We start from the raw sequence: 24,751 nt of genomic DNA, 5'->3' as shown, positions 1-24,751 counted from the left end.
AGCCCGTCCATGAGCACCGCCGCCCCCACCGCCCCGACCCTGATCATCGTCAGCGGCCTGTCCGGCTCGGGTAAATCCGTGGCCCTGAAGACCTTCGAGGACCAGGACTACTACTGCTCGGACAACCTGCCGATCAATCTGCTCCCGGATTTCGTGCGCAGCCTGCTGGCCAATCACGATGGCCACGCGCCGCGCCGGCTGGCGGTGGGTATCGACGTGCGCGGCCAGGCCGATCTTGGCCAGCTGGGCGACTGGCGGCAACTGGCCACCGACGCCGGCGTGGAGGTGAAGGTACTGTTCTTCGAGGCCAGCGACGAAACGGTGCTCAAGCGCTATGCCGACACCCGTCGCCGGCATCCGTTGAGCCAGTTGGGCCTGTCACTGCCCGAGGCGATCGCGCGCGAACGCGTGCTGACCGCCCCGCTGCGCCGTGAAGCCGATGCGGTGATCGACACCAGCGCGCTCAACGTGCACCAGCTGCGGCGGCGGATCATCACCGAGTTCACCCTGGACCACGCCACCCGGCTGTCGCTGCTGTTCGAATCGTTCGCCTACAAGCGCGGCGTGCCGGCCGAGGCGGACTTCGTGTTCGACGCGCGCGTTCTGCCCAACCCGCACTGGGACCCGGAGCTGCGCGCGCTGAGCGGCCGCGAGCCGGGCGTGCGCGACTACCTGGAAGCGCAGCCCGACGTGCAGCGCTACCTGGCCCAGCTGATGGACTTTCTCGACACCTGGCTGCCCAAGCTGGGCGACGGCACCCGCAGCTACGTGACCGTGGCGTTCGGCTGTACCGGTGGCAAGCATCGCTCGGTGTTCCTGGCCGAGCGCATGGCGCGCCACGCGCGCGAGAAGGGCTGGGAAGATGTGGCGACCTACCACCGCGAACAGGATTGAGGGGGCGGCCGGGCTGCGCCCGGCACCCGCGGTAGTGCCGGCCGCTGGCCGGCAACAGCAACAGCAAAGGCAGCACTCCGTGAGAAGGCGGGGCTACCCACACCACCCCGCCTCTGACAGATTCCGTGTGCTGTTGGTGGGTGTCGACCTTGGTCGACACGATGGCTCCACGCCATGCGTGGATGAATCTCTGTCAGGCTTCGAAAAGACGGACAGGGTCGGATCGCTTTTTCGGCGAAACAGGCGTGCCACCCGGGCAACGCTGAATACGGGACACAGTGCTCCTCTCCTGCTGCTATCGCCGATTCACCTTGACCTGTTAACGTGCAGTAATGACCTGTGGCATTCTCCTCGTAACACATCCCGGGGTCGGGACCGCCCTGCTTGAGGTGGCGACCCGGCTCCTGCGGCAATTGCCGCTGAAGACCGAAGCTTTCGAAGTACCGTTCGACGCAGACCTGGACGCCCTGCTCCCGCTCGCCTCGGCCGCCCTGCGGCGGGTCGACGGTGGGGAAGGCGTGCTGATCCTGACCGACCTGTACGGCGCCAGCCCCGCCAACCTTGCCGGGCAGCTGGCCCGGCTGGGGACCCCGGTTCGCCGGGTGTCGGCGCTGAGCCTGCCGATGTTGCTGCGGGTGATGAATTATCCGGAACAGGGACTGGATCAACTGCCCGCCACAGCCGCGGCGGGTACCCGTAATGGAGCGATAGTCGACGATGCTTGAACGAGAACTCACCGTCAGCAACCGCCTGGGGCTGCATGCCCGGGCCACCGCCAAGCTGGTGCAGACCCTGGCGCCGTTCCGCTGCAACGTGACCATGGCCGCCAAGGGCCGTGAGATCAACGCCAAGAGCATCATGGGCGTGATGCTGCTGGCTGCCGGCCAGGGCACCCCGGTCACCGTGCGCATCAACGGCGAGGACGAAGCCGCCGCGATGGAGGCGGTGGTCGGCCTGTTCGAACGCCGTTTCGACGAGGACAGCTGAGCGTGCCACGCGCACGCGCCGGCCAGCTTCCCTCCGGCCAACGGCCGGTACAGCTGCTGGCCGGCCACGGTGCTGCCCGTGGCACGGCCATGGGCCGCGCCCGCGTGCGGCTGCCACATGCACTGGAAGTAGCCGAGCAGCGCATCGCGATCCACCAGGTCGAGGCCGAGCTGGCCCGCCTGCACCGTGCGGTGGATGCGGCGCGCACGGAAATGCATGAGCTGCGCCAGCGCCTGCACGGCGCACTGAACCAGGAAGTGGGCGAGTTCCTCGACCTGCATGCCCTGCTGCTGGACGACCCTGAGCTGCTGTATGGCCTGGACGAACTGATCCGCAGCGGGCCGTACAGTGCCGGCTATGCGCTGCGCCTGCAACGCGACCGCCTGGCCAAGGTCTTCGATGGCATGGACGATGCCTACCTGAAGAGCCGCATGGACGATCTGGACCATGTGATCGGCCGCATCCACGCCTTCCTGCAACCGGACCGGCCGCCGGTGATGAAGGGCCTGGCCGGTGAGATCCTGGTCTGCGACAACATCGCCCCGTCCGAGCTGGCGCAGCTGCAGGCGCAAGGGGTGGTCGGCATCGTCACCGCCGCCGGCAGCGCGCTTTCGCACAGTGCGATCCTGGCACGCAGCCTGCACCTGCCGCTGATCGTCAACGTACCGCAGCTGCTCAGCCGCATCGCCGACGGCGACGTGCTGATCATCGACGGCGCCGACGGCAGCATCACGGTCAACCCGCAGGCCGACAACCTGCGCGACTACCGCGCGCGACTGAAAGAGCATGCGCGTGAACAGCGCGAGCTGGGCCGCCTGCGCAGCAAGCCCAGCCGTACCCGCGACCAGATCGACATCGCCCTGCTGGCCAACGCCGAATCGCTGGAGGACGTGACCCAGGCGCATGCGCTGGGCGCGCAGGGGCTGGGCCTGTACCGCACCGAATTCCTGTTCCTGCAGCGCAACGAGCTGCCGGACGAGGAAGAACAGTTCCAGACCTATCGCGATGCCGCACTGGGCATGAGCGGGCGTCCGGTCACCATCCGCACGCTCGACCTGGGCGCGGACAAGGCCGATCGCACCGGCCTGACCCTGAGCAACGAAGAAAATCCGGCACTGGGCCTGCGCGGCGTGCGCCTGTCGCTGGCCCGGCCGAAGGTGGCCGACACCCAGCTGCGCGCGATCCTGCGCGCCTCGGCCTACGGCAAGCTGCGCGTGCTGGTTCCGATGGTCAGTTCCCGCGAGGAGCTGCTGGCGGTGCGCCGGCGCATGCTCAAGCTGACCGAACAGCTGCGCGGCGAGGGCCACATGGTGTCCGACCACGTGCCACTGGGCGCGATGATCGAAGTCCCCGCGGCCGCACTGGCGCTGGAGAGCTTCATCGATCTGGTCGACTTCCTGTCGATCGGTACCAACGACCTGGTGCAGTACCTGCTCGCCGCCGACCGCAACAACGAGGCACTGGGCGAGCTCTACTCGCCGTTGCACCCGGCCGTGCTGCGGCTGCTGCAGATGGTGATCGACACCGGCGCGCGCCACCGCATCCCGGTGGCGGTCTGCGGCGAGATGGCCGGCGATGCCCGGATGACCCCGTTGCTGCTGGCGCTGGGCCTGAGCGAGTTCAGCCTGCATCCCGGTACATTGCTGGAGGTGCGCCGGGCGATCCGCGAGGCCGACCTGGGCGCCTTGCGTGCCCGCGCGCCGAAGCTGCTGGCCGCGCGCGACCGCCGCGGCATCGAGCGCTGGCTGGCACTGGTGGCGGACGCGCCCTGACCGCAGGGGGTAATGCCACCCAGCGGCTATGCGTTGAAACATCCCCTTGCGATAATGACGCGCTGAACACCCCTGTTGCCGCATCCTTGCCGGGATCGCGGCTTTTCTTATCCCGCGGGAGCTGCGATGGCTGAAGCTGTACGCCACGACAAGACTGCGCGCCAACTGCGGATGCTGTCCGATGCACTGGACAGCGGCCGGCTGGGGCCGGTGCGTCGGCTGGTCAACACCCTGGCCCCGGCCGAGATCGGCAACCTGCTCGAATCGCTGCCGCCGGGCAAGCGTGAGGTGGTGTGGGGCCTGGTCGATCCGGAAGATGACGGCGAGGTGCTGGTCCACGTCGGCGAGGACGTGCGCGAAAGCCTGCTCGCGGACATGGACCCGGACGAGATCATCGCCGCGGTCGAAGACCTGGACATCGACGATCTGGCCGACCTGGTCGAAGACCTGCCGGACACGGTCATCGACGAAGTCCTCAAGTCGATGGACCGCGAGAACCGCGAGCGCCTGGAACAGGTGCTGTCCTACCCCGAGGACAGCGCCGGCCGCCTGATGAATCCGGACGTGGTGACGGTGCGCGCCGACGTCAACGTCGACGTGGTGCTGCGCTACCTGCGCCTGCGCGGCGAACTGCCCGACCACACCGACCACCTGTTCGTGGTCAGCCGGCGGCACCAGTACCTCGGGCGGGTCTCGCTGGCCGCGCTGGTGACCCACGAGGACACCACGCCGATCAACCGCCTGATCGACGACGAGCAGCCGGCCATCGACGTCGGCGAGAGCGACCAGGAAGTGGCGCGGCAGTTCTCCGACCATGACTGGATCTCCGCGCCGGTGGTGGACGACAACAACATCCTGATCGGCCGCATCACCATCGATGACGTGGTCGACATCATCCGCGGCCAGGCCGAGCACCAGGCGCTGGGCGCCGCCGGTCTGGACGAGGACGAGGATCTGTTCAGCCCGGTCTGGCGTGCGATGCGCCGGCGCCTGATGTGGCTGTCGGTGAACCTGTGCACCGCCTTCCTGGCTTCCAGCGTGGTCGGCCACTTCGAAGGCACCATCGACAAGCTGGTGGCGTTGGCGGTGCTGATGCCGATCGTGGCCGGCCTGGGCGGCAATGCCGGCACCCAGGTGCTGGCGCTGATGGTGCGCGGCCTGGCCCTGGGCCAGGTGGGCGCATCCAATGCGCGCACGCTGCTGTGGAAGGAAGTGCGGGTCGCCCTGTTGAACGGCGTGATGCTGGGTTCGGTTCTGGGGCTGATCGTGCTGGCCTGGTTCCACTCGCCCGGGCTGTCGGCGGTGATCGCCATCGCGCTGACCTGCAACCTGCTGTTCGCCGCACTGGCCGGCGTGCTGGTGCCACTGACGCTCAAACGCTTCGGCTTCGACCCGGCGCTGGCCAGCGGCATCTTCCTGACCGCGGTGACCGACTCGATGGGCTTCTTCACCTTCCTCGGCCTGGCCACCCTGGTGCTGCTGCACTGACCGTATCAAGGGATGGCCACCGCCATGCGGGGCGCTGCCCCTTCCCACTGGAACACGAATGGCAACGACGATCGAAAACTACTTCCAGCCCGGCTGGCGCGACCAGCAGCACACCTGCCCGGCCTGCGAATGGAAGGGCAGCTCGCGCGGCATGGAGATGGAACTGGACGAGGACGCAACCGAGTACGACTGCCCGGTCTGCGAGAACCCGTTGCTGGTGGTGCTGCACCCGGACATGGCGCAGGTGCAGGCCGCCGCCGCTGAAGGCAATGCCGAAGCACAGGAACAGCTGGACATCATCGCCAGTTTCCCGCGCCCGCAGTGACGCGGCGCATGATGCCGCGTTGACGGCGGCGGACTACGATGGAGGCGTTCCCGCCGCCCCAGGAATTCCCATGGTCCGTTCCATGTCGCGCTGGCTGCCGCTGCTGGCCCTTCTGATGATGACCGGATGTGCCTCGCTGCCGGACAGCGCGCGTGGACGCTTCGAGGCCCGCGCGGTCAAAGTGGATGGCGAGACCGCCTACTACCAGGTGTTCATTCCGGCCGGGCTGCAGGCCCCGGCGTCCGCCAGTGTTCCGGTCATTCTGTTCCTGCATGGCTCGGGCGAGCGCGGCAGCGACGGCATCCGGCAGACGCGCGCGGGGCTGGGCCCCTACCTGCGCGAGCATCCCGACTTCCCCGCCCTGGTTGTCTTCCCCCAGGCAGCAAAGCACTCGGAATGGAGCGGCCGCAACAACCGCATGGCCCTGGCCGCGCTGGACGCAACGATCGCCGAGTTTGGCGCCGACCCTGCGCGCCAGTACCTGACCGGCATGTCGATGGGCGGCTACGGCAGCTGGAACATCGCCCTGGACGATCCACGCCGCTTTGCCGCGATCGTGCCGGTATGCGGCGCTGTGCTGGCACCGCGCGCGAAGCGCCCAACCCTGTTCGTCGAACAAGTCGCGCATGAGGCCGATCCTTACGCGGTGATCGCCCAGCGCCTGCAGCACGCACCAATCTGGATCTTCCACGGCGCCCTGGATGATGTGGTGCCACCGGACGACGACCGCAGGCTGCACAGTGCCTTCCAGGGCACCAACGCGCGCGACGTGCGCTACACCGAGTACCCGGAAGGCAACCACAACGCCTGGGACGCCACCTACGCCGACCCGGCGATGTGGGCCTGGCTGTTCGCGCAGAAGCGCTGAACCACCGCCCCTGCCGGGAAACATCTGTTGGTAGGTGTTGACCGTTGGTCGGCCCGGGTGTTGGTAGGTACCGACCATTGGTCGGCATGGGAGCTGGTGGGTGCCGACCATTGGTCGGCATGGGAACTGGTGGGTGCCGACCGTTGGTCGGCACTATCTCTCCGATCCAGAAAACTCGATTGCCTCGAACTTTCCATCCATCTCCCATCTACACCACGCATGGGGATACTCACCAAGCTGCGTTGCCAATCCTGCCCTGATCGGATTCCCCACCACGTACATCGCATGGCGAAACAGCGATTCATCAGAGCGGATCGCGTGATCGTGATAGTTCGATTGCCAGAATCTTCCTGACCGGCCGAGCATGCGATTGATCCGTAATGCACTGCTCGATTTGAAGCGTTGCATGATGTAGTTCAGTGAGAACGCGCGGAGCTCCACAAGCCAATGGATGTGGTCTGGCATGACCACATAGGCAAGCGAGTGCGTCAGACCTTCAGCGTCGATGCGACGGACCACGTCCATCGCCACGTGTGCCGCGGCGGCATCCTCGAAGTCGCGTCGACGTCCCTGGGTGACGGAGGTCAGAAGGTAGGTTTGCCCGATCCGGGAATGACGGCCAAGTCTCAGGCGTGCTCGGTTCATGGGCACAAGCGTGTGCGCGACAGCTGTTGTTGCCTATCGGGCAACTGCGTCGATGCAGGTAGGGGCAGTGCCGACCAACGGTCGGCACCTACCCAGATAGTCCAGGGTGAATTCCCATTGTGCCGACCAACGGTCGGCACCTACCCAGATGGTCCAGGGTGAATTCCCATTGTGCCGACCAACGGTCGGCACCCACCCAGATAGTTCAAGGTGAATCCGCCTTTGTGCCAACCGACGGTTGGCACCCACCAGAGCGGTCAGCCCAGCAGGGTTTCCAGCACGGCCATGCGCACGGCGACGCCGTTGGCGACCTGGCGCAGTACCCACGACTGCGGGCCGTCGGCCACCTCGTCGGTCACTTCCACGCCGCGGTTGATCGGGCCCGGGTGCAGCACGGCTGCATCCTTGCCGGCGCGCGCCAGGCGTTCGTTGGTCAGCCCGTACTCGGCGTGGTACTGCTCCAGCGACGGCACCAGGCCTTCTTCCATGCGCTCGCGCTGCAGGCGCAGCATCATCAGCGCGTCGACGCCTTCCAGCATGGCGTCGAAATCATCGCCGACCACGCAGCCCTTCAGGGTCTCGTCGTCCGGCAGCAGCGACTGCGGGCCGCATACGCGGATCTCGCCCACGCCCAGGGTACGCAGCGCATGCAGGTCGGTGCGGGCCACGCGCGAGTGCTTCACGTCGCCGACAATCACCACCTTCAGCTTCGAGAAGTCCGGGCCCTTGGCCTGGCGCAGGGTCAGCATGTCCAGCAGGCCCTGGGTCGGGTGCGAGCTGCGGCCGTCACCGGCGTTGATCAGCGCGGTGCCCTCGCCCGCCGCTTCAGCCAGTGCGGCGACGGCGCCATCATCGGGGTGGCGCACGACGAAGCCGCGCACGCCCATCGCTTCCAGGTTGCGCAGCGTGTCGCAGGCGGTTTCGCCCTTGCGCGTGGACGAGGTCGAGGCATCGAAGTTCAGCACGTCGGCACCCAGGCGCTGCGCGGCCAGCTGGAACGAGCTGCGGGTGCGGGTGGACGGTTCGAAGAACAGCGTGCATACCGCCGAACCGGCCAGCACGTGCCGCTTGTTGCCGACGCGGCCCACCGCGGCGTCGCGGATCTGCCCGGCGCGGTCGAGCAGCTGCAGCAGGGTTTCGCGCGGCAGCCCCTCAAGGGTCAACAGGTGGCGCAGGCGTCCGGAGGCATCGATTTGCTGGGCGGTCATGGCGGGAGTCGTGCAGTCAGGGAATGGGGGTGGCGTCGTCGGGAGACGACAGCCAGCGGTCGATGATCACCGCCGCGGCCACGGCGTCGAGGGCGGCCGCATCGCGGCGCCGCTTGCGCCCTTCGGCGCGCTCGACGGCGAAGCGGCGGGCGGCCTCGACCGAGCTGGAACGCTCGTCGATCATCACCACCGGCAGCTTGAAGCGTTCCCGCAGCTGGCGGGCAAAGCCCTGCGCGCGCTTGCGGTTGGGCTGATCCTGGCCGTCCAGGGTCAGCGGGTCGCCGACCACCAGACCATCGGGCTTCCATTCCTTGAGCAGGCGTTCGATCGCCGCCCAGTCCGGCCCGTTGCCGTGCACATCGACCACGGCCACCGCGCGTGCATGGGCGGCGAAGGCACTGCCGATGGCCACGCCGATACGCCGCGAGCCGACATCGAAACCCAGAACCGTGCCGTCGCGGCGGATGGCCGGGGCAGCAGACACCGGTGCGGGGGCCGCCGGATCAGACATGGCCGCTGTAGTCGGTCAGCCGGAACAGATCCACGCCGATGCGCGAGGCCGCGCCTTGCCAGCGCTGTTCCAGCGGCAGCTGGAACACCAGCTCGGCATCGGCCGGCACGGTCAGCCAACTGTTCTCGGCCAGCTCGCTTTCCAGCTGCCCTGCGCCCCAGCCGGCGCAGCCGAGGGTAACCACGGCATTGGCCGGCCCTTCGCCGCGCGCCATCGCTTCAAGGATGTCGCGCGAGGTGGTCAGGTACAGGCCCTCGCCCACGGTCAGGCTGGAATCCCACGCCCGTGCGTCATCGTGGATGACGAAGCCGCGTTCGGGGTGCACCGGGCCGCCATTGAGCACCATGCGCGCCTGCAGGTCGCCGTCGCCGGTGGTGATGTCCATCTGTGCGAGCACTTCGCCCAGGGTGTATTCGGACGGCTGGTTGACCAGCACGCCCATCGCGCCGTTCTCGTCGTGCTGGCAGATCAGCGCGACGCTACGGGCGAAGGTCGCGTCGAGCAGCGACGGCAGCGCGACGAGCAGGTGATCGGCAAGGGAGGTCGGCGTTACTGGCATGGCGCCATTCTAGCGGCTGGGCGCGCCGGGCGCCTCCACCCGGCGGTCACGGCGCGCATAATGACCAGCCCGTACCGCAGGAATTCAACGTGTCCGGCTACTGCCTCATCGCCCCGGGCCACCCGGTGCACGACTACTACCACGCCAACGAGTACGGCTTCCCGCAGCGCGACGAGCGCGAGCTGTTCGAACGGCTGGTACTGGAAATCAACCAGGCCGGCCTGAGCTGGGAGACCATCCTGAAGAAGCGCGAAGGCTTCCGTGCGGCCTATGACGGCTTCGACGTGGACCGCGTGGCGGCCTATGCCGAGCAGGACATCGAGCGGCTGCTGTCGGATGCGGGCATCATCCGCAACCGGCTGAAGGTGCTGGCGGCGATCCACAACGCGCAGGTGATCCAGCAGCTGCGGGCCAGCCATGGCAGCTTCGCCGCCTGGCTCGATGCCCACCACCCGCGCAGCAAGGCTGACTGGGTGAAGCTGTTCAAGAAGACCTTCCGCTTCACCGGCGGCGAGATCACCGGCGAGTTCCTGATGAGCCTGGGCTACCTGCCCGGTGCGCACGCCACGGACTGCCCGGTGCATGCGCGGCTGCTGAAACTGTCGCCACCGTGGTTGCAGGCCGCCCGGTAGTGCCGGCCGCTGGCCGGCAGCCTCGCCAGGCCACAGGTGTTGCCGGCCAGCGGCCGGCACTACCGTCGAATCGTCACACGCCCATGTAACGGCCGGGGCGGTGGTTGAACATCAGCACCAGGCTGAGCACCACCGCGCCGATGGCCGAGTACAGCACCTTCGACGGCGACAGCACGAAGAACGCGGCCACCATCAGGCAGGCGTCGTAGGACATCTGCACCTTGCCCGCGCTCCAGCCGCGGGTGCGCTGCAGGTACACCGCCAGGATGCCGATGCCGCCGAGGCTGGCACGATGGCGGATGAAGAACAGGATGCCCAGGCCGGACAAGGCGCCGCCGACGATGGCCGAGTACAGCGGGTGGATATGCGAGAAATCGATCCAGCGCGGCAGCAGGTCGGTCAGCACGCCGCAGGCGGTGACCGCGGCAAAGGTCTTCAGGGTGAATTCCCAGCCCATGCGGCGCAGCGCCACCCAGTAGAAGGGCAGATTGACCAGTACGAACACCACGCCGAAGTTCCAGTCCAGCGCGTAGTGCAGCAGGAAGGCCATGCCGGCCATGCCGCCGATCATCAGCCCACTCTTGGCGAAGATGGCCAGGCCCAGCGAGGCCACCATCGTGGCCAGCACCATGCCCTGCACGTCTTCGGCGATCGAGTGCCGCAGTGCAGTTTCGTCGGCGGAGGTACCGGCACTGTCGGGCGGTGGGGTCAGCGGACCGGCGGTGACCAGGTGGCCGTCAGCGTCGTCGCACGGCGCGGGGCCATGGGATTCAAGGGACATGCGGGTGGGGGAACAACGGGTGGGGAGCGGTATTAGACACGATCTGCATGACAGTTGCAGATGAAATCGTTCAGCTGAAGGCGCTCCGCCCTGGCCCCGACCCGCGGCTGGTCAGCCCCTGCCAGCCAGATGGTGCGCCACCAGCGCGTTGGCGTGGCCATGGCCCAAGCCGTGCTCGCTCTTCAGGAAGCTGACCAGTTCCATGTGCTTCAGGCCCTGCCTGGCCGCCAGCAGCCCGAACCAGTGCGCAACCGGCTGGCCGTAGGTCTTCTCGATGGAGGGGAAATACGAGGCCGGGCCTCTCGGCGTGGTGCCAATGCTCATGTGCTGCTCCTGTTGAAAGTCATTCATTCGACGAACCACAGACGTGGAAATCGACATCCCCACACATCCGACCCCGTGTCGACCAACGGTCGGCACCTACCGTCAGCAGCAGGTTCCAACAGCTCGCGGGAAACTGTCGAAGGCGGGGTGGCTCAGGTTGCGGGGGCGTGAGCGCCATGGATGGCGCGACCGAGGCTACATGGACGTACTTGCGCCGCCCCCCGCAACCTGAGCCACCCTGCCTCCCGCAGGAAACCCGCTTTTGAAGTTGACGTTGCCGTTGTTTCGGCAGGTGCCGGGCGCAGCCCGGCCGTATCATCCCCTCATGCCCCGTGAAAACCTCAACGACCTGCAGGCCTTCGTCCACGTCGCCCGCGCGGGCAGCTTCACCAAGGCCGCCGCCCAGCTCGGCGTGTCCCAGTCCGCGCTCAGCCATGCCATGCGCGGCCTGGAACAGCGGCTTGGCGTGCGCCTGCTGACCCGCACCACCCGCAGCGTGTCCACCACCGAGGCCGGCGCCCGCCTGCTGGAAACCCTCGCCCCACGCCTGGCCGAAATCGAGGACGGGCTGGCCGCACTGGCCGAGTACCGCGAACGCCCGGCCGGCACCATCCGCATCAACGCCACCGGCCATGCCGCCGAATACATCGCCTGGCCGCGGCTGGCACCGTTGCTGCAGCAGTATCCGGAGCTGAAGGTGGAATTGGCCGCCGACTACGGGCTGGCCGACATCGTTGCCGAGCGCTACGACATCGGCATCCGCCTGGGTGAGCGCCTGGCCCGCGACATGGTCGCGGTGCCGATCAGCCCGCCACTGCGCATGCGCGTGGTCGGTGCGCCCGCCTACTTCCGCCAGCACGTGGTACCGCGGCATCCGCACGACCTGGCCGGGCACAACTGCGTGACCCTGCGCCTGCCCACCCATGGCGGCCTGATGCCGTGGGACTTCGGCCAGGACGGCAACGAACTGAGCGTGCGCGTGAGTGGTCAGTGGATCTTCAACAGCATGGGCATGACCCGCGCCGCCGCGCTGGCCGGCAGCGGATTGGCGTGGCTGCCGGAAGACCAGGTGCAGCCGATGCTGGACGATGGCCGCCTGCAATCGGTGCTGGACGACTGGTGCCCGCATTTCGATGGCTACTACGCGTATTACCCGTCGCGCCGCCACGTCACCGTGGCGATGCGCACGGTGCTTGATGCATTGCGTGGGCCGATGGGGGATTGAGGAGTGCGGACCAACGGTCCGCACCCACCACCGACTGTCCGCACCCACTACAAGACAGCCCAGCGGCGGGTGATCAGCCCTTGGCCTGGGCGGCGCGCTGCGCGTTGTAGCGCTCGCCGACGATCGACACTTCATCCAGCGCCTGTGCGATGCGCTGAAGCTCCTCCGGCGCCAGCTGCAGTGCGGCTGCGCCCAGGTTTTCGTCCAGGCGGTGGACCTTGGTGGTGCCCGGAATCGGCACGATCCACGGCGCCTGCGCCAGCAGCCAGGCCAGCGCCACCTGCGCCGGTGTGGCGCCACGTGCCGCGGCGATCGTGCTGATGCGATCGACCAGGGCCTGGTTGGCGCGGCGCGCTTCCACCTCGAAACGCGGCACGGTGTTGCGGAAATCGTTGGCGTCGAAGGTGGTGTCGGCGTTGATCGCGCCGGTCAGGAAGCCACGGCCCAGCGGGCTGAACGGCACGAAGCCGATGCCCAGTTCCTGCAGGGTCGGCAGCAGCTCGCGCTCGGGCTCGCGCCACCACAGCGAGTACTCGCTCTGCACGGCAGCAACCGGCTGCACCGCATGCGCGCGGCGCACGGTGGCGGCACTGGCCTCGGACAGCCCGAAGTGGCCGACCTTGCCTTCGGCGATCAGGTCACGCACGGTGCCGGCGACATCCTCGATCGGTACGTTCGGGTCGACGCGGTGCTGGTAGAACAGGTCGATGTGGTCGGTGCGCAGGCGCTTGAGGCTGGCCTCGGCCACCGCACGGATGTTCTGCGGGCGGCTGTCCAGGCCGGTATCGACACGCGCATCCTTGAAGCCGAACTTGGTGGCGATCACCAGCCTGTCGCGGTGCGGCGCCAACGCCTCGCCGAGCAGATCTTCATTGGTGTACGGGCCGTACACCTCGGCGGTGTCGAAGAAGGTCACGCCGCGTTCAACGGCGGCGTGCAGCAGGGCGATGCCCTGGCTGCGCTCGACCGGCTGGCCATAGCCATGGCTCAGGCCCATGCAGCCCAGGCCCAGGGCGGAAACCTTCAGGCCGCTGCGGCCGAGTTCACGTGTCTGCATCATCGTGCTCCAGAGGGGGAGCGCTGACGATACGCCTGCACGGGCGCAGGATTGAACCGACGGGATGGCAGTCGGTCATGACTGGAATTCATCAATCGCCAGCGCGCCCGGTAGAGTCGAGCTTGCTCGAGTGCGCTCGTAGAGTCGAGCTTGCTCGACTGTTCCTGTAGTCGAGCAAGCTCGACTCTACAGATCGTTGGGTCACCGGATCTCGGAGATCTCCACGCCATCCAGCCCCTGCGACAGGGTGCGCGCGTCGCCGCCCTGGCTAAGCTTGATGCGCAGGCGCACTTCGTTCTGCGAATCGGCGTAGCGCAGTGCGTCCTCGTAGCTGATCTCGCCGGCCTGGTACAGCTCGAACAGGCTCTGGTCGAAGGTCTTCATGCCCAGCTGGACCGAATCCTTCATCACTTCCTTCAGCTTGTGGATCTCGCCGTCGCGGATGTAGTCCTGCACCAGCGGCGTGCCCAGCAGGATCTCCATCGCCACCTTGCGCGAGCGGCCATCGGGCGAAGGAATCAGCTGCTGCGCGACCACGCCCTTGAGGTTCAGCGACAGGTCCATCAGCAACTGGTTGCGGCGGTCTTCCGGGAAGAAGTTGACGATGCGGTCCATCGCCTGGTTGGCGTTGTTGGCATGCAGGGTGCACAGCACCAGGTGGCCGGTTTCGGCAAACGCGATGGCGTGGTCCATGCCTTCGCGGGTACGCACCTCGCCGATCATGATCACGTCCGGCGCCTGGCGCAGGGTGTTCTTCAGCGCCGCTTCCCAGCTGTCGGTATCGATGCCGACCTCGCGCTGGGTGATGATGCAGCCCTCGTGCTTGTGCACGAATTCGATCGGGTCTTCGATGGTGATGATGTGGCCGGTCGAGTTCTGGTTGCGGTACCCGATCATCGCTGCCAGCGAGGTCGATTTACCGGTACCGGTAGCGCCGACGAACAGGATGATGCCGCGCTTGGTCATCGCCAGCGTCTTGATGATCGGCGGCAGGCTCAGCTCTTCCACGGTCGGAATGCGCGTCTCGATGCGGCGCAGCACCATGCCGACCTGGTTGCGCTGGTAGAAGCAGCTGACGCGGAAGCGGCCGACACCGGACAGGCCGATGGCGAAGTTGCATTCGTGGGTCTTCTCGAATTCCTCGCGCTGCGCCGGGGTCATCACGTTGAGCACCAGGTCGCGGCTCTGCTGCGGCGTGAGCGGGGTCTGGGTGATCGGCGAGATCTTGCCGTTGACCTTCATCGCCGGCGGCATGCCGGCGGTGATGAACAGGTCCGAGGCGCGCTGGTGCGCCATCAGCTTGAGGAACGAAGTGAAATCGATGGTGGTCGCGGTGGTGTTCACGGCGGGCTCCCAATGGGGCATGTACCAGGAAACGGTCGATGGAGGAAACGGCACGGAACGGCGGCGCAGTGGCGCACGCCGCCCCGTTGCTGCCCCGCCTTACTCGAACAGGCGCTTGTCCTTGGCGTAGTCGCGGGCCTGGTTGCGGGTGATCAGGCTGCGCTTGACCAGGTCCTGCAGGTGCTGGTCCAGGGTCATCATGCCGTACTGCTGGCCGGTCTGGATGGCCGAGTACATCTGCGCGACCTTGTCCTCGCGGATCAGGTTGCGGATGGCCGGGGTGCCGACCATGATTTCCCAGGCTGCGGTACGACCGCCGCCCACCTTCTTCAGCAGTGCCTGCGAGATCACCGCACGCAGCGACTCGGACAGCATCGAACGCACCATCGGCTTTTCGCCGGCCGGGAATACGTCGATGATGCGGTCGATGGTCTTGGCCGCCGAACTGGTATGCAGGGTGCCGAACACCAGGTGGCCGGTTTCCGCCGCGGTCAGCGCCAGGCGGATGGTTTCCAGGTCGCGCAGTTCGCCCACCAGGATGATGTCCGGGTCCTCACGCAGCGCCGAACGCAGCGCTTCGTTGAAGCCGTGCGTGTCGCGGTGCACTTCGCGCTGGTTGATCAGGCACTTCTGCGAGGTGTGCACGAATTCGATCGGATCCTCGACGGTGAGGATGTGGCCGTATTCGTTCTTGTTGATGTAGTCGATCATCGCCGCCAGCGTGGTCGACTTGCCCGAACCGGTCGGGCCGGTCACCAGGATCAGGCCCTGCGGCTGCTGGATCACCTCGCGGAACAGCGGCGGGCAGGCCAGGTCTTCCAGGGTCAGCACTTCGGACGGAATGGTACGGAACACCGCACCGGCGCCGCGGTTCTGGTTGAACGCGTTCACACGGAAGCGCGCCAGCGACGGGATCTCGAAGGAGAAGTCCACTTCGAGGAATTCCTCGTAATCGCGGCGCTGCTTGTCGGACATGATGTCGTACACCAGCGCGTGGACCTGCTTGTGGTCCAGGGCTGGGATGTTGATCCGGCGCACGTCGCCGTCCACGCGGATCATCGGCGGCAGGCCTGCGGACAAATGCAGGTCGGACGCTTTGTTCTTTACGGAAAACGCCAACAGCTCGGCGATATCCATGAGCGGCTACTCCCCAATAACGGCTTCGACTGGAAGGATCTTTCCCCGGGCGGCAGTATAGCCTCCTGATTCAACGGAACGCGTTACGTGGCCACTCCCCTGCCCCAGATCCTGAGCAACCTGCACGCAGCCGCCGTGGCCGCTGGCAGGCCCGACCCACGCCTGCTGGCGGTGTCCAAGACCCAGCCGGCCGAGGCCGTGGCTGCGCTGGCCGCACAGGGCCAGCATGCCTTCGGCGAGAACTACGTGCAGGAAGCGCTGGCCAAGATGCAGGCGCTGCAGCACCTGGCGCTGGAATGGCACCTGATCGGCCACCTGCAGTCGAACAAGGCCGATGCCGTGGCCAGCCATTTCGACTGGGTGCAGAGCGTGGACCGGCTCAAGCTAGTGATCGCGCTGGCCCGCCATCGCCCTGCCGAGCGCGGGCCGCTGAACGTGCTGATCCAGGTCAACATCGACGACGAATCCAGCAAGCACGGCTGTGCGCCGGACGAGGTCGATGCACTGGCTGCCGCGATTGCCGCCGAACCCGGCCTGCGCCTGCGCGGCCTGATGGCGATTCCCGCACCGTGGCCCGAAGCGGAGCGCCGTCGGGATGCATTCGTGCGCATGCGCACACTTTTCCAGTCGCTGGCGGCCCAGCACGCGCAGGTCGACACCCTGTCGATGGGCATGAGCGGCGACTACGCCGAGGCCATCGCCGAGGGCGCCACCCTGGTGCGCATCGGCACCGCCCTGTTCGGCGCGCGTCCGCGCCCGGCCTGACTTTCCAAGGAGACTTCCATGGCAGCTGATTCCATCACCTTCATCGGCGGCGGCAACATGGCGCGCAGCCTGATTGCCGGCCTGATCCGGCAGGGCGTGCCCGCCGCGCACATCCACGTGGCCGAACCGGTGGCCGAACTGCGCCAGGCGCTGGCCGCCGACTTCGGCGTGCAGGTGCATGACAACGCGGCCGATGCCGCCGCGCAGGGCCGCACCTGGCTGCTGGCGGTGAAGCCGCAGGTACTGCGCGATGTGTGCCAGTCGCTGCAGGCACTGGCACAGGCACACCGCCCCCTGGTGGTGTCGATCGCTGCGGGCATCACCAGCGCGCAACTGGAGCGCTGGCTGGGTGGCGATCTGGCAGTCGTGCGTGCGATGCCCAACACCCCCGCGCTGCTCGGCGCCGGTGTGACCGGCCTGTACGCGACGTCATCGGTGGATGCGCAGCAGCACGCGAAGGCCGAACAGGTGCTGGCCAGTGCCGGGCGCACGGTGTGGATCGACAGCGAAACGCTGATGGATTCGGTCACCGCCGTTTCAGGCAGCGGGCCGGCCTATGTGTTCCTGCTGGCCGAAGCGATGGAAGCGGCCGGCGTCGCGCAAGGCCTGCCGGCCGATGCCGCGCGTGCGCTGGTGGTGCAGACCCTGCTGGGTGCATCGCGCATGCTGGATGAAGCCGGCGAAAGCCCGGCCGAACTGCGCCGCCGCGTGACTTCGCCGAACGGCACCACCCAGGCGGCGATCGAGAGCTTCCAGGCTGGAGGCTTCGAAGCGCTGGTGGACAAGGCGCTGCGCGCCGCGCAGGTGCGCGGGCAGGAATTGTCTGCGGCGAATGATTGATCTCGATGTGTGCCGACCAACGGTCGGCACCCACCGTCATGATTGCCCCAATGTGGCTATGACGAAATCCACGAAGCACTGCAACCGTGGGCGCGGCCGTCGATCCGGCAGGTAGATCAGGTGCATTGGCCGCGGTTCGGGCAGGTAGTCGCGCAGCAGCGGCTTCAACCGCCCGGCCGCGATTTCACCCGCCAGCAGTGCCGTCGGCTGCAGCACCAGCCCCGCACCGGCCACTGCGGCTTCGCGCAGTGCAACGCCATCGTTGCAGGTCAACCGCGCTTCCCAATCCACCTGTTCGCCGCTGGCCAGCTGCCAGCCATGACCACCGCGCCAGGCCAGATGGCTCAGGCAGTCATGCCCTTGCAGATCCGCCGGCGTACGCGGCGTGCCGCGCCGGCGCAGGTACGACGGCGCCGCGCACAGGCTCATCGCATACGGCGGCAACGGCCGTGCCACCACCTCCTGCGACGGCAGCGGGCCGACCCGGATCGCCACGTCGAATCCATCCTCGATCAGGTCCACGCGGCGGTTGCTCAGGTCCAGCTCGATGTTCAACTGCGGCTGTGCCCGCAGCAGGGCAGCCAGTTGCGGGGCCAGCACGCAGCTGCCCCAGGTGCTCGGCGCGCTGACCCGCAGCAGGCCACGCGGCTGCACCTGCAGGCCGGCCACATCGGCTTCGGCCTGCTGCACCTGATCCAGCACCTGCCGGCACCCGGCCAGATAGGCGCTGCCGGCGTCGGTCAGGCGCTGGCGGCGGGTGTTACGTTGCAGCAGCGCAGTGCCCAGGTGCACCTCCAGCTGCTGGATGTACTTGCCGACCATCACCGCCGACACCTGCAACTGTTCAGCGGCGCCGGCAAAGCTGCCGCGCTCGGCCACGGCGACGAAGGCCTGCATGCAGCGAAGCGTATCCATTACCAACCCCAGGTTAGGAATCTGCGAAGCATACGCCACTTACTTAACCATGCCGTGAGCGCGCAGACTGCGCTCATTCCCCCACTCGCAAGGAACGGCCATGAAGATCCTCCTCGTCGGTGCCAGCGGCACCCTCGGCCAGGCGGTCGCCCGCCAGCTCGGCCAGCAGCACCAGATCCTCGCCGCCGGCCGCCACAGCGGCGAACTGCGGGTCGACCTGACCGACGACGCCAGCGTTACCGAACTGTTCGCCCGCACCGGCCCGGTCGATGCGGTGATCTCCACCGCCGGCAAGCTGCACTTCGGCCCGCTGCAGGAGATGACGCCCGAGCAGTTCAACATCGGCCTGCAGGACAAGCTGCTGGGCCAGGTGCGGCTGGCCCTGGCCGCGCAGCACCACCTGAACGCCGGTGGTTCGATCACCCTGACCAGTGGCATCGTCAGCGCACAGCCGATCCGCGACGGTGCCAACGCCACCTCGGTGAACGCCGCGCTGGAAGGTTTCGTGCGCGCGGCCGCGCTGGAGCTGCTGCCGCGCGGCCTGCGCATCAACGTGGTCAGCCCGAACGTACTGATCGAATCAATGGCGGCCTACGGCCCCTACTTCCCCGGCTTCGAAGCGGTGAGCGCACAGCGCGCGGCACTGGCCTTCCAGCGCGCGGTCGAAGGCATCCAGAGCGGCGAGACCCTCACCGTCTGGTAAATCACCGTCTGGCAACACGCGTGCCGACCAAGGTCGGCACCTACTCCGCTCCGTTTTTCATTCCCAGCGCATCGGGCCGTCGCCGCGTTCGCCGAGGATGTCTTCCGGGTTGGCCAGGCGGCAGCGCTTCAGCGACAGGCAGCCGCAGCCGATGCAGCCGGTCAGTTCATCGCGCAGCAGCTGCAGCATGTGGATGCGCGCTTCCAGCTCGGTGCGCCAGCGCGCGGACAGCTTGGCCCAGTCGGCCTTGGTCGGCGCACGGCCCTCGGGCAGGCTCTCGAAGGCACGGCCCACCGCTTCCAGTGGCATGCCCACGCGCTGTGCCACGCGGATCACCGCCAGCCGGCGCAGCACGTCACGGCTGTAGCGGCGCTGGTTGCCAGAGGTGCGCAGGCTGCTGATCAGCCCCTTGCGCTCGTAGAAGTGCAGCGCGGAAACCGCTACGCCACTGCGCTGGGAGACTTCACCAACGCTCAGTTCCTGGGACGCCATCACTTGACCTCAACTACGGTTGAGGTGTCATGCTGCTATCTTCGCCGCCGGTTGACAAGCGCGGCCCGCAGCCCATCTGTATGACGACCATGCTCTCCCCCGCCGATACCCCTGTGCCGGCCGATACTTCGATCCTGTCCCAACGCTACCGCGCCACCACCATCGGCATGGTCGCGCTGGTCGCGCTGCACGCCTTCGAGGCGCTGGCCGTGGCCGCCGCGATGCCCACCGTGGCCGAAGCGCTCGATGGCCTGCGCCTGTATGCGCTGGCGTTCGGCGGCACCCTGGCCACCAGTGTGATCGGCATGACCCTGGCCGGGCGCTGGGCCGATCGCCACGGACCGGCGCGACCGCTGTGGTACGGCCTGGCCTGCTTCGTACTGGGCCTGCTGCTGGCCGGTTTCGCGATGCGCATGGGCATGCTGGTCGCCGGGCGTCTGCTGCAGGGGCTGGGTGCAGGCGCGATCTCGGTTTCGCTGTATGTGATGGTCGGCCGCAGCTACCCCGAGCACCTTCGGCCGAAAGTGTTTGCGGCCTTCTCCGCAGGTTGGGTGGTGCCGTCGATGATCGGCCCGGCGCTGAGCGGCCTGATCGTGCAGCATCTGGGCTGGCGCTGGGTGTTCCTGGCGGTGCCGCTGCTGGCGGTTCCCGCTGCCCTGCTGCTGCGCCCGGCACTGGCGCGCATGCAGTCCACCGCGATCGGCGACAGCGACGATGGACGTGGCAACGTGGTGCGTTGGGCCAGCGGTGCCTCGCTGGCCGCGCTGCTGTTGTATTTCGGCGGCCAGCAGCAGGGCCTGCCGGCGCTGCTCTGCATCGGCGCGGCGATGCTGGCGCTGCTGTTCTGCGTGCACCGCCTGCTTCCGACCGGAACGCTGGTGCTGCGCCGTGGCCTGCCCAGTGTGATCGCGCTGCGTGGCATCGCTGCTGCGGCCTTCTTTGCCTGCGAGGCCTATCTGCCGCTGCTGCTGCAACGCGAGCGCGGGCTCTCGCCGAGCGGGGCCGGTGCGGTGCTCAGCCTCGGCGCGCTGGGCTGGTTCGCCGGCTCATGGCTGCAGGGCCACCAGCAACGCGGCTGGTCACGCCAGCAGCTGCTGCGCGTGGGCACGGCGATGATGACCGTCGGCATCGTCGCCACGCTGGCGGTGCTGTTCAACCCCGTGCCACTGCCGGTGTCGCTGGTCGGCTGGGCCCTGACCGGCTTCGGCATGGGCATGATCTACGCCAGCCTGTCGGTGCTGACGCTTTCGCTGTCGGCACCGCATGAGCAGGGCGCCAACACCTCGGCCCTGCAACTGAGCGAGGCGTTGTCGGTGACCACCGCGCTGGCGGTGTCCGGTGCACTGTTCGCGCTGTTCGTGGAAACCGCGCCGCACACCGGTTATGTCCTGTGCCTGGCGATCACCTGCGGCTTGGCGGTGCTGGCGACGGTAATCGCGCGACGGGTGTAGCGCGGCAGCGCTCGGTAGTGCCGGCCGCTGGCCGGCAGCTTTCACGCACACAGGAATGCCGGATGATGCCGGCCAGCGGCCGGCACTACCGGCTACCGGTGCCTACGTCATCGATGTCCCGGTGCAGGATGCGCCGCACTTCCAGCACCGCCTGCGGGGTCTCCTGCACGCTGTGGCCGGAGATGATCACCTTCTCCGACAGCGCGCCCGGCAGGTGTGCGCTCCAGTACGGCACCAGCCCGTCATCGGACTTCTCCACCGGAAGCTCCGGTTTTCGCTGGGCAATGATCGAGTGGTATTTCAGGCCGGCTTCGATCGGCAGCTGCGCGGCCGCCTTCACGAATGGATCGCTGGCCTTGAGGTTGTCGATGCTGTTGGGAATCTTCGGCTTGGCGGTGCCATCGACCTGCTGCTCGGCCTGTGCCAGTGCCATGAACACATCCTCGAACTTGCCGAGTATGGTCAGCGGCAGGCGCACCAGCCTTCCGATCAGGCGGCCGACCTTGTTGCCGGCGATATCGGTGCCCTGGTGCGGCGCGGCGATGAAGATCGCGCGCTCCACGTTCGGCTGCGCCTTGAAATGCAGCAGCGGCCCCAGCTTGGCCTGCACGCGCTTCAGGCGCTCGCCCTTCAGGTCGTAGTTGGCCAGCAGGTCATTCCACAGCACATCGCCGGAATCACTGACCAGCAGGCGGGCCAGCACGCCGCCCATGCTGTGCCCGATGTAGACCATGTCCTTCGATGCCCGCGTGTTGCCATCGGGGTCGAAGTGCTTCAGCGTGTCATTGAACGCATTGGCGATCTCATAGCGGTTCAGCGCGATCGGTGCATTGGTCGGGTAATAGACCTGCCACACCTGGAACTGCTGGCGCAGCTCGGGGTCGCCCATGATCTCGTTGGCCAGGTTCACCCACGCCTCCGGGCTGCTGGCCAGGCCATGCAGCATGAAGATGATGCGGCGGTTCGGGTCCCACGGCTGCATCAGGTAGATGTGCGGCTCACCGATGCCCTCGCTCATGCCGAACAGGGTACGCAGCGACTGCCGGGCAAAACCGCTCTGCGCCAGCCACAGGCCATAGGCGGCGGTGAAATTACCGGCCAACGGCACCTGCTCGCCGTGCAGGGTGATGCGCTCGGTGGCTTCCGGCGAGTAGGCATCCAGCTCGACCCGGCGCGTGCGCATCACGTCGTCCAGGCTGCTGCCCTCGAAGCGCAGCAGCGCGGTGACGTTGATCGAGGACATTTCGCTGAACTCGGGCACCGAATCGTCATGGCGATGGCGGCGCCCCCGGTGCGCATCGTCTTCGTCGTCCTGCGTCGTCTCGGCCTTCGGGCCATCCGGCGCGATCACCGGTGCAACCAGCTTCGGCGGGTCCATCACCATCACCAGTTCGGCACCGAAGCCATCGCGGCGATAGGTGCTGCGCAGGCCGACGAAGCTGACCGTTCCGGCCGGCACCAGCTGCGCCGGAATGCTCTTCAAGTTCAACTGCTGGTAGTTGGAGGCCAGCGACCAGCTGCCGACCGAGATCGGCTTCGTGTAGTCCTCACCGGCGAGTGCCGCCGCACGCGCGCGCACGAACAGTACGACCGCTGCCTTCTCGGCCGCGTAGTTGTAGTAGTCGCGCACCTGCGTCTGCCGGTCCTCGAAGGCGCGGTCAGACGGCGAACGGCCGCTGTAGAACAGGTACGCATAGGCGTAACGCGCCGCTTCCAGCCAGGCGTCCAGCGCGGCATCGCTCATCGGCGGATCGCCGGCCGCGGTCTTCTTCGGGGTCAGCGCCAGTGCCGCCTTCACCCACAGTTCGGACAGCGCCGACAGCCGCTGTTCGACGTTGAGGTCATCGGTCATCAGCAGCGTGCTGCGGCAGACCAGGAAGTCCTTTTCGCACTGCGATTCGTCCAGGCCTGCAGCGCTGAGCGTCTCGCGCGCGGCCGGGCTGAGCTTGCCGGTGTTGAGCACGTCGGCGCGCTTGTTGACCAGCGAATCACTGGACGTGACCTGCTTGACGGTAACCATCGCGCAGCCGCTGCTGCCCAGCAGCAGGAAGGCGGCGAACAACACCGGCAGCAGGCGCTGCCAGCGGGTCGGGAGGAGTCGGGTCATTACTGCGGGTCCTGCTCGGTGCCGGGCACGCCCTGGCGGATCACGGTGGAGAAATGCTCGCCGTCACCCAGGTCCAGCGCACGCTGGGTGATGCGGCCCTTGTCATGCAGTTCGGCGTACGGCACGCCCGGGGTGAGCGCGCCGACCTCCTGCGCATACTCGGCCAGATACCCCGACAGCAGCAGGCGATAGTCCAGCGGCAGGCGTGGTGCGATGTGGCGGGCCAGGTCGAAGACGATGGTGGTGCAGTTGCTGGTCAGCGTGTTGTAGAAGCCCGGCGTCGCATCCAGTTCGCGCGCCTGTTCGATGTAGGCGGCGAACAGTTCCTTCAGCTGCGTGCGGTCCATGCCGTGCAGGCGGTACAGATAGACATCCTCGCCGCGCGCGTTGGTGCGGGTGCGGATGATGTCGGTCTCCTCGGAGGCCACCAGGGTCATCTCGAACTTGCGGAAGAAGCCGCCCAGCGCCGAGAACGATTCACCACGCTCCTTGCGGATCTCCAGCGAGAACACCACGTGGCGGCCATCGTCGAAGCCGAACGAGATCAGCGTGTGGGCGATTGCCGGGCCCATCCAGTACGACAGCACCAGATCGGCCGAACGCAGCTGGTCCAGGTCGTACTCTCGGCGCACCCAGCGCGCGTCATAGTCGGTTTCGCTGCGCCAGGTGAAATCACGCACGTTGTCGAGCACCACGCGACGCCCGTCGAACGACACTACATGCAGGCGCTGGGCCACGTCATCGGCCCACACGCGGTCCTGGCGCGGCGTCAGCAGCAGCCACCACAGCGCGGCCAGCGCCAGTGCCGCGCCGAACGCCAGGCCCAGCCGGCCGTTGCCTCGGCCGCGTGCGACCCGCCACGCTGCCCACAGCGCGAACAGCAGCCACAGCACGGCCACCGTCGTGGCCAGCGCACCTGGCCCCGGCAGCTGGTAGGCCAGCAGCCCGCTCACCCACAGCGCCGCCAGCGCCATGGCACTTCCTGTCATCCAACGTCCTGCGGTGTTCACTGGCATCCTGGGGCGGTGTTCAAGCCGCATAGTTAGCCACAAGCCGGTTCAGCGTGGCATCTACGGCCCGTTCAGCCAGGCCGGCGCACCGTCGTCGGCGGCGCCCGAAGCCAGGTTCACCTCACAGGAGCATCGATGGGTATTACATCCGTGGCCGGCGTTCCGGTCCAACCCCGGCACCGCGCAACCTGCCACTGCGGCACGGTCGAACTGCTGCTGGAACTGCCGGACGGCATCGTCGACCCACGCCGCTGCGACTGCTCGATGTGCCGGCGCCGTGGCGCCATCGCCGCCAGCGTGACCCGTGCGGGCCTGCAGGTGGTGCGCGGGCAGAACCACCTGCGGCTGTACCAGTTCAACACCCATGTGGCCGAGCATTACTTCTGCGGTGTGTGCGGCATCTACACCCACCACCGGCGTCGCTCCAACCCGGACCAGTACGGCTACAACGTGGCCTGCCTGGAGGGCATCGACCCGTTCGCGCTGGGCGTGATCCCGGTCAACGATGGCGTCAATCACCCGGCCGACCGCATCGCCTAGTGACGCGTGCGTCGCAGCGGTGCCGCCACTTTCTGCCAGGGCGCCATGCCACTGCGACCGGCGCGTGCGGGGCGTTTCAGCCAGGGCCGGCGGGGCGCAGCCTGCGGCTCGGCAGCGACCGGGGGAGGAAGGGGCCTTCGGCCAGGCCAGAGATGGTCGAGCAGCCACATG

The 24,751-nt window shown here is 67.5% G+C and carries 27 protein-coding genes; 14 read left to right on the top strand and 13 right to left on the bottom strand.

What is annotated here, in order from left to right:
• The first annotated feature begins 9 nt into the window (after positions 1-9).
• The 7 genes from rapZ (at position 10) to N440_RS02735 (ending at position 6,334) form a co-directional block, all read left to right on the top strand.
• The gene (gene rapZ, locus N440_RS02770) at positions 10-894 is read left to right on the top strand and encodes an RNase adapter RapZ (protein WP_166671532.1); all 885 of its coding nucleotides are present in this window, start codon (positions 10-12) and stop codon (positions 892-894) included.
• Between the two features lie 332 nt (positions 895-1,226).
• A complete protein-coding gene (locus N440_RS02760) occupies positions 1,227-1,619 on the top strand; it encodes a PTS ascorbate IIA component (RefSeq protein WP_006422749.1) in 393 nt (130 codons plus the stop codon).
• Complete coding sequence (locus N440_RS02755) at positions 1,612-1,881, top strand: HPr family phosphocarrier protein (protein WP_005408385.1); 270 nt, start codon at positions 1,612-1,614, stop codon at positions 1,879-1,881. The genes N440_RS02760 and N440_RS02755 overlap by 8 nt, the downstream gene beginning before the upstream one ends.
• A 2-nt stretch (positions 1,882-1,883) precedes the next feature.
• Positions 1,884-3,653 carry a phosphoenolpyruvate--protein phosphotransferase gene (gene ptsP / locus N440_RS02750; protein ID WP_133934000.1) on the top strand — a complete coding sequence of 590 codons (1,770 nt, stop codon included), beginning with the start codon at positions 1,884-1,886 and terminating at the stop codon, positions 3,651-3,653.
• 126 nt (positions 3,654-3,779) lie between these two features.
• Positions 3,780-5,141 carry a magnesium transporter gene (gene mgtE, locus N440_RS02745; RefSeq protein WP_008266103.1) on the top strand — a complete coding sequence of 454 codons (1,362 nt, stop codon included), beginning with the start codon at positions 3,780-3,782 and terminating at the stop codon, positions 5,139-5,141.
• A 58-nt stretch (positions 5,142-5,199) separates the two neighbouring features.
• Positions 5,200-5,466, top strand: coding sequence for a hypothetical protein (locus N440_RS02740; protein WP_053449002.1), 267 nt, complete (start codon positions 5,200-5,202; stop codon positions 5,464-5,466).
• A gap of 70 nt (positions 5,467-5,536) precedes the next feature.
• On the top strand, positions 5,537-6,334 hold the full coding sequence (locus N440_RS02735) for a prolyl oligopeptidase family serine peptidase (protein ID WP_133933999.1): 798 nt from the start codon (positions 5,537-5,539) through the stop codon (positions 6,332-6,334).
• Positions 6,335-6,487: 153 nt separating this feature from the next.
• Here the strand turns inward: N440_RS02735 and N440_RS02730 are convergent, their stop codons facing one another.
• The 4 genes from N440_RS02730 to N440_RS02715 all read right to left on the bottom strand — a co-directional run bounded on the left by N440_RS02730 (position 6,488) and on the right by N440_RS02715 (position 9,257).
• Positions 6,488-6,979 (bottom strand): transposase, encoded by a 492-nt coding sequence (locus tag N440_RS02730; RefSeq protein ID WP_133933998.1) that lies wholly within the window; start codon positions 6,977-6,979, stop codon positions 6,488-6,490.
• A 257-nt stretch (positions 6,980-7,236) separates the two neighbouring features.
• The gene (locus N440_RS02725; RefSeq protein ID WP_049456205.1) at positions 7,237-8,187 is read right to left on the bottom strand and encodes an aspartate carbamoyltransferase catalytic subunit; all 951 of its coding nucleotides are present in this window, start codon (positions 8,185-8,187) and stop codon (positions 7,237-7,239) included.
• 16 nt (positions 8,188-8,203) lie between these two features.
• Positions 8,204-8,671 (bottom strand): Holliday junction resolvase RuvX, encoded by a 468-nt coding sequence (ruvX, locus tag N440_RS02720; protein WP_180879650.1) that lies wholly within the window; start codon positions 8,669-8,671, stop codon positions 8,204-8,206.
• Between the two features lie 19 nt (positions 8,672-8,690).
• Positions 8,691-9,257, bottom strand: coding sequence for a YqgE/AlgH family protein (locus N440_RS02715; RefSeq protein ID WP_006422622.1), 567 nt, complete (start codon positions 9,255-9,257; stop codon positions 8,691-8,693).
• A gap of 89 nt (positions 9,258-9,346) precedes the next feature.
• Between N440_RS02715 and N440_RS02710 the strand changes: the two genes are divergently transcribed.
• Positions 9,347-9,889: a DNA-3-methyladenine glycosylase I gene (locus N440_RS02710; protein ID WP_133933997.1), complete on the top strand. Its 543-nt coding sequence runs from the start codon at positions 9,347-9,349 to the stop codon at positions 9,887-9,889.
• A gap of 73 nt (positions 9,890-9,962) precedes the next feature.
• Here the strand turns inward: N440_RS02710 and N440_RS02705 are convergent, their stop codons facing one another.
• Positions 9,963-10,670: a YitT family protein gene (locus N440_RS02705; protein ID WP_166671531.1), complete on the bottom strand. Its 708-nt coding sequence runs from the start codon at positions 10,668-10,670 to the stop codon at positions 9,963-9,965.
• A 111-nt stretch (positions 10,671-10,781) separates the two neighbouring features.
• The gene (locus tag N440_RS02700; protein ID WP_133933996.1) at positions 10,782-10,994 is read right to left on the bottom strand and encodes a DUF4287 domain-containing protein; all 213 of its coding nucleotides are present in this window, start codon (positions 10,992-10,994) and stop codon (positions 10,782-10,784) included.
• 325 nt (positions 10,995-11,319) lie between these two features.
• Between N440_RS02700 and N440_RS02695 the strand changes: the two genes are divergently transcribed.
• Positions 11,320-12,219 (top strand): LysR family transcriptional regulator, encoded by a 900-nt coding sequence (locus tag N440_RS02695; protein ID WP_133933995.1) that lies wholly within the window; start codon positions 11,320-11,322, stop codon positions 12,217-12,219.
• A gap of 73 nt (positions 12,220-12,292) precedes the next feature.
• On the opposite strand, the gene N440_RS02690 is transcribed toward N440_RS02695, so the two are convergent.
• From N440_RS02690 to N440_RS02680, 3 genes are all read right to left on the bottom strand, one after another.
• Positions 12,293-13,276, bottom strand: a complete 984-nt coding sequence (locus N440_RS02690) for an aldo/keto reductase (protein ID WP_133933994.1) — start codon at positions 13,274-13,276, stop codon at positions 12,293-12,295.
• 201 nt (positions 13,277-13,477) lie between these two features.
• Complete coding sequence (locus N440_RS02685) at positions 13,478-14,641, bottom strand: PilT/PilU family type 4a pilus ATPase (RefSeq protein WP_049434422.1); 1,164 nt, start codon at positions 14,639-14,641, stop codon at positions 13,478-13,480.
• A 78-nt stretch (positions 14,642-14,719) separates the two neighbouring features.
• On the bottom strand, positions 14,720-15,757 hold the full coding sequence (locus N440_RS02680; protein WP_006422551.1) for a type IV pilus twitching motility protein PilT: 1,038 nt from the start codon (positions 15,755-15,757) through the stop codon (positions 14,720-14,722).
• An 87-nt stretch (positions 15,758-15,844) separates the two neighbouring features.
• On the opposite strand from N440_RS02680, the gene N440_RS02675 reads away from it, so the two are divergent.
• Complete coding sequence (locus N440_RS02675; protein ID WP_133933993.1) at positions 15,845-16,522, top strand: YggS family pyridoxal phosphate-dependent enzyme; 678 nt, start codon at positions 15,845-15,847, stop codon at positions 16,520-16,522.
• A gap of 18 nt (positions 16,523-16,540) precedes the next feature.
• Positions 16,541-17,362, top strand: coding sequence for a pyrroline-5-carboxylate reductase (proC, locus tag N440_RS02670; protein ID WP_133933992.1), 822 nt, complete (start codon positions 16,541-16,543; stop codon positions 17,360-17,362).
• A 36-nt stretch (positions 17,363-17,398) separates the two neighbouring features.
• On the opposite strand, the gene N440_RS02665 is transcribed toward proC, so the two are convergent.
• Positions 17,399-18,277: a LysR family transcriptional regulator gene (locus N440_RS02665; protein WP_133933991.1), complete on the bottom strand. Its 879-nt coding sequence runs from the start codon at positions 18,275-18,277 to the stop codon at positions 17,399-17,401.
• 100 nt (positions 18,278-18,377) lie between these two features.
• On the opposite strand from N440_RS02665, the gene N440_RS02660 reads away from it, so the two are divergent.
• Entirely contained in the window at positions 18,378-18,980 is a 603-nt protein-coding gene (locus N440_RS02660; RefSeq protein WP_133933990.1) for a short chain dehydrogenase, read from the top strand.
• A gap of 57 nt (positions 18,981-19,037) precedes the next feature.
• Here the strand turns inward: N440_RS02660 and soxR are convergent, their stop codons facing one another.
• On the bottom strand, positions 19,038-19,472 hold the full coding sequence (gene soxR, locus N440_RS02655) for a redox-sensitive transcriptional activator SoxR (RefSeq protein WP_008267329.1): 435 nt from the start codon (positions 19,470-19,472) through the stop codon (positions 19,038-19,040).
• Positions 19,473-19,501: 29 nt separating this feature from the next.
• Between soxR and N440_RS02650 the strand changes: the two genes are divergently transcribed.
• Positions 19,502-20,923 carry an MFS transporter gene (locus N440_RS02650; protein WP_133933989.1) on the top strand — a complete coding sequence of 474 codons (1,422 nt, stop codon included), beginning with the start codon at positions 19,502-19,504 and terminating at the stop codon, positions 20,921-20,923.
• 85 nt (positions 20,924-21,008) lie between these two features.
• Here the strand turns inward: N440_RS02650 and N440_RS02645 are convergent, their stop codons facing one another.
• Both N440_RS02645 and N440_RS02640 read right to left on the bottom strand, forming a co-directional pair.
• Positions 21,009-23,030: an alpha/beta hydrolase gene (locus tag N440_RS02645; RefSeq protein ID WP_133933988.1), complete on the bottom strand. Its 2,022-nt coding sequence runs from the start codon at positions 23,028-23,030 to the stop codon at positions 21,009-21,011.
• Positions 23,030-24,004 (bottom strand): DUF4105 domain-containing protein, encoded by a 975-nt coding sequence (locus N440_RS02640; RefSeq protein WP_133935960.1) that lies wholly within the window; start codon positions 24,002-24,004, stop codon positions 23,030-23,032. Before N440_RS02640 ends, N440_RS02645 begins: the two co-directional genes overlap by 1 nt.
• A 171-nt stretch (positions 24,005-24,175) precedes the next feature.
• Between N440_RS02640 and N440_RS02635 the strand changes: the two genes are divergently transcribed.
• Complete coding sequence (locus N440_RS02635; protein ID WP_133933987.1) at positions 24,176-24,580, top strand: GFA family protein; 405 nt, start codon at positions 24,176-24,178, stop codon at positions 24,578-24,580.
• Positions 24,581-24,751 lie beyond the last annotated feature (171 nt).

This window comes from Stenotrophomonas sp. CC22-02, assembly GCF_004365115.1.
Lineage (GTDB): Bacteria > Pseudomonadota > Gammaproteobacteria > Xanthomonadales > Xanthomonadaceae > Stenotrophomonas > Stenotrophomonas forensis.
This window is presented reverse-complemented; position numbering and strand designations above follow the sequence as displayed.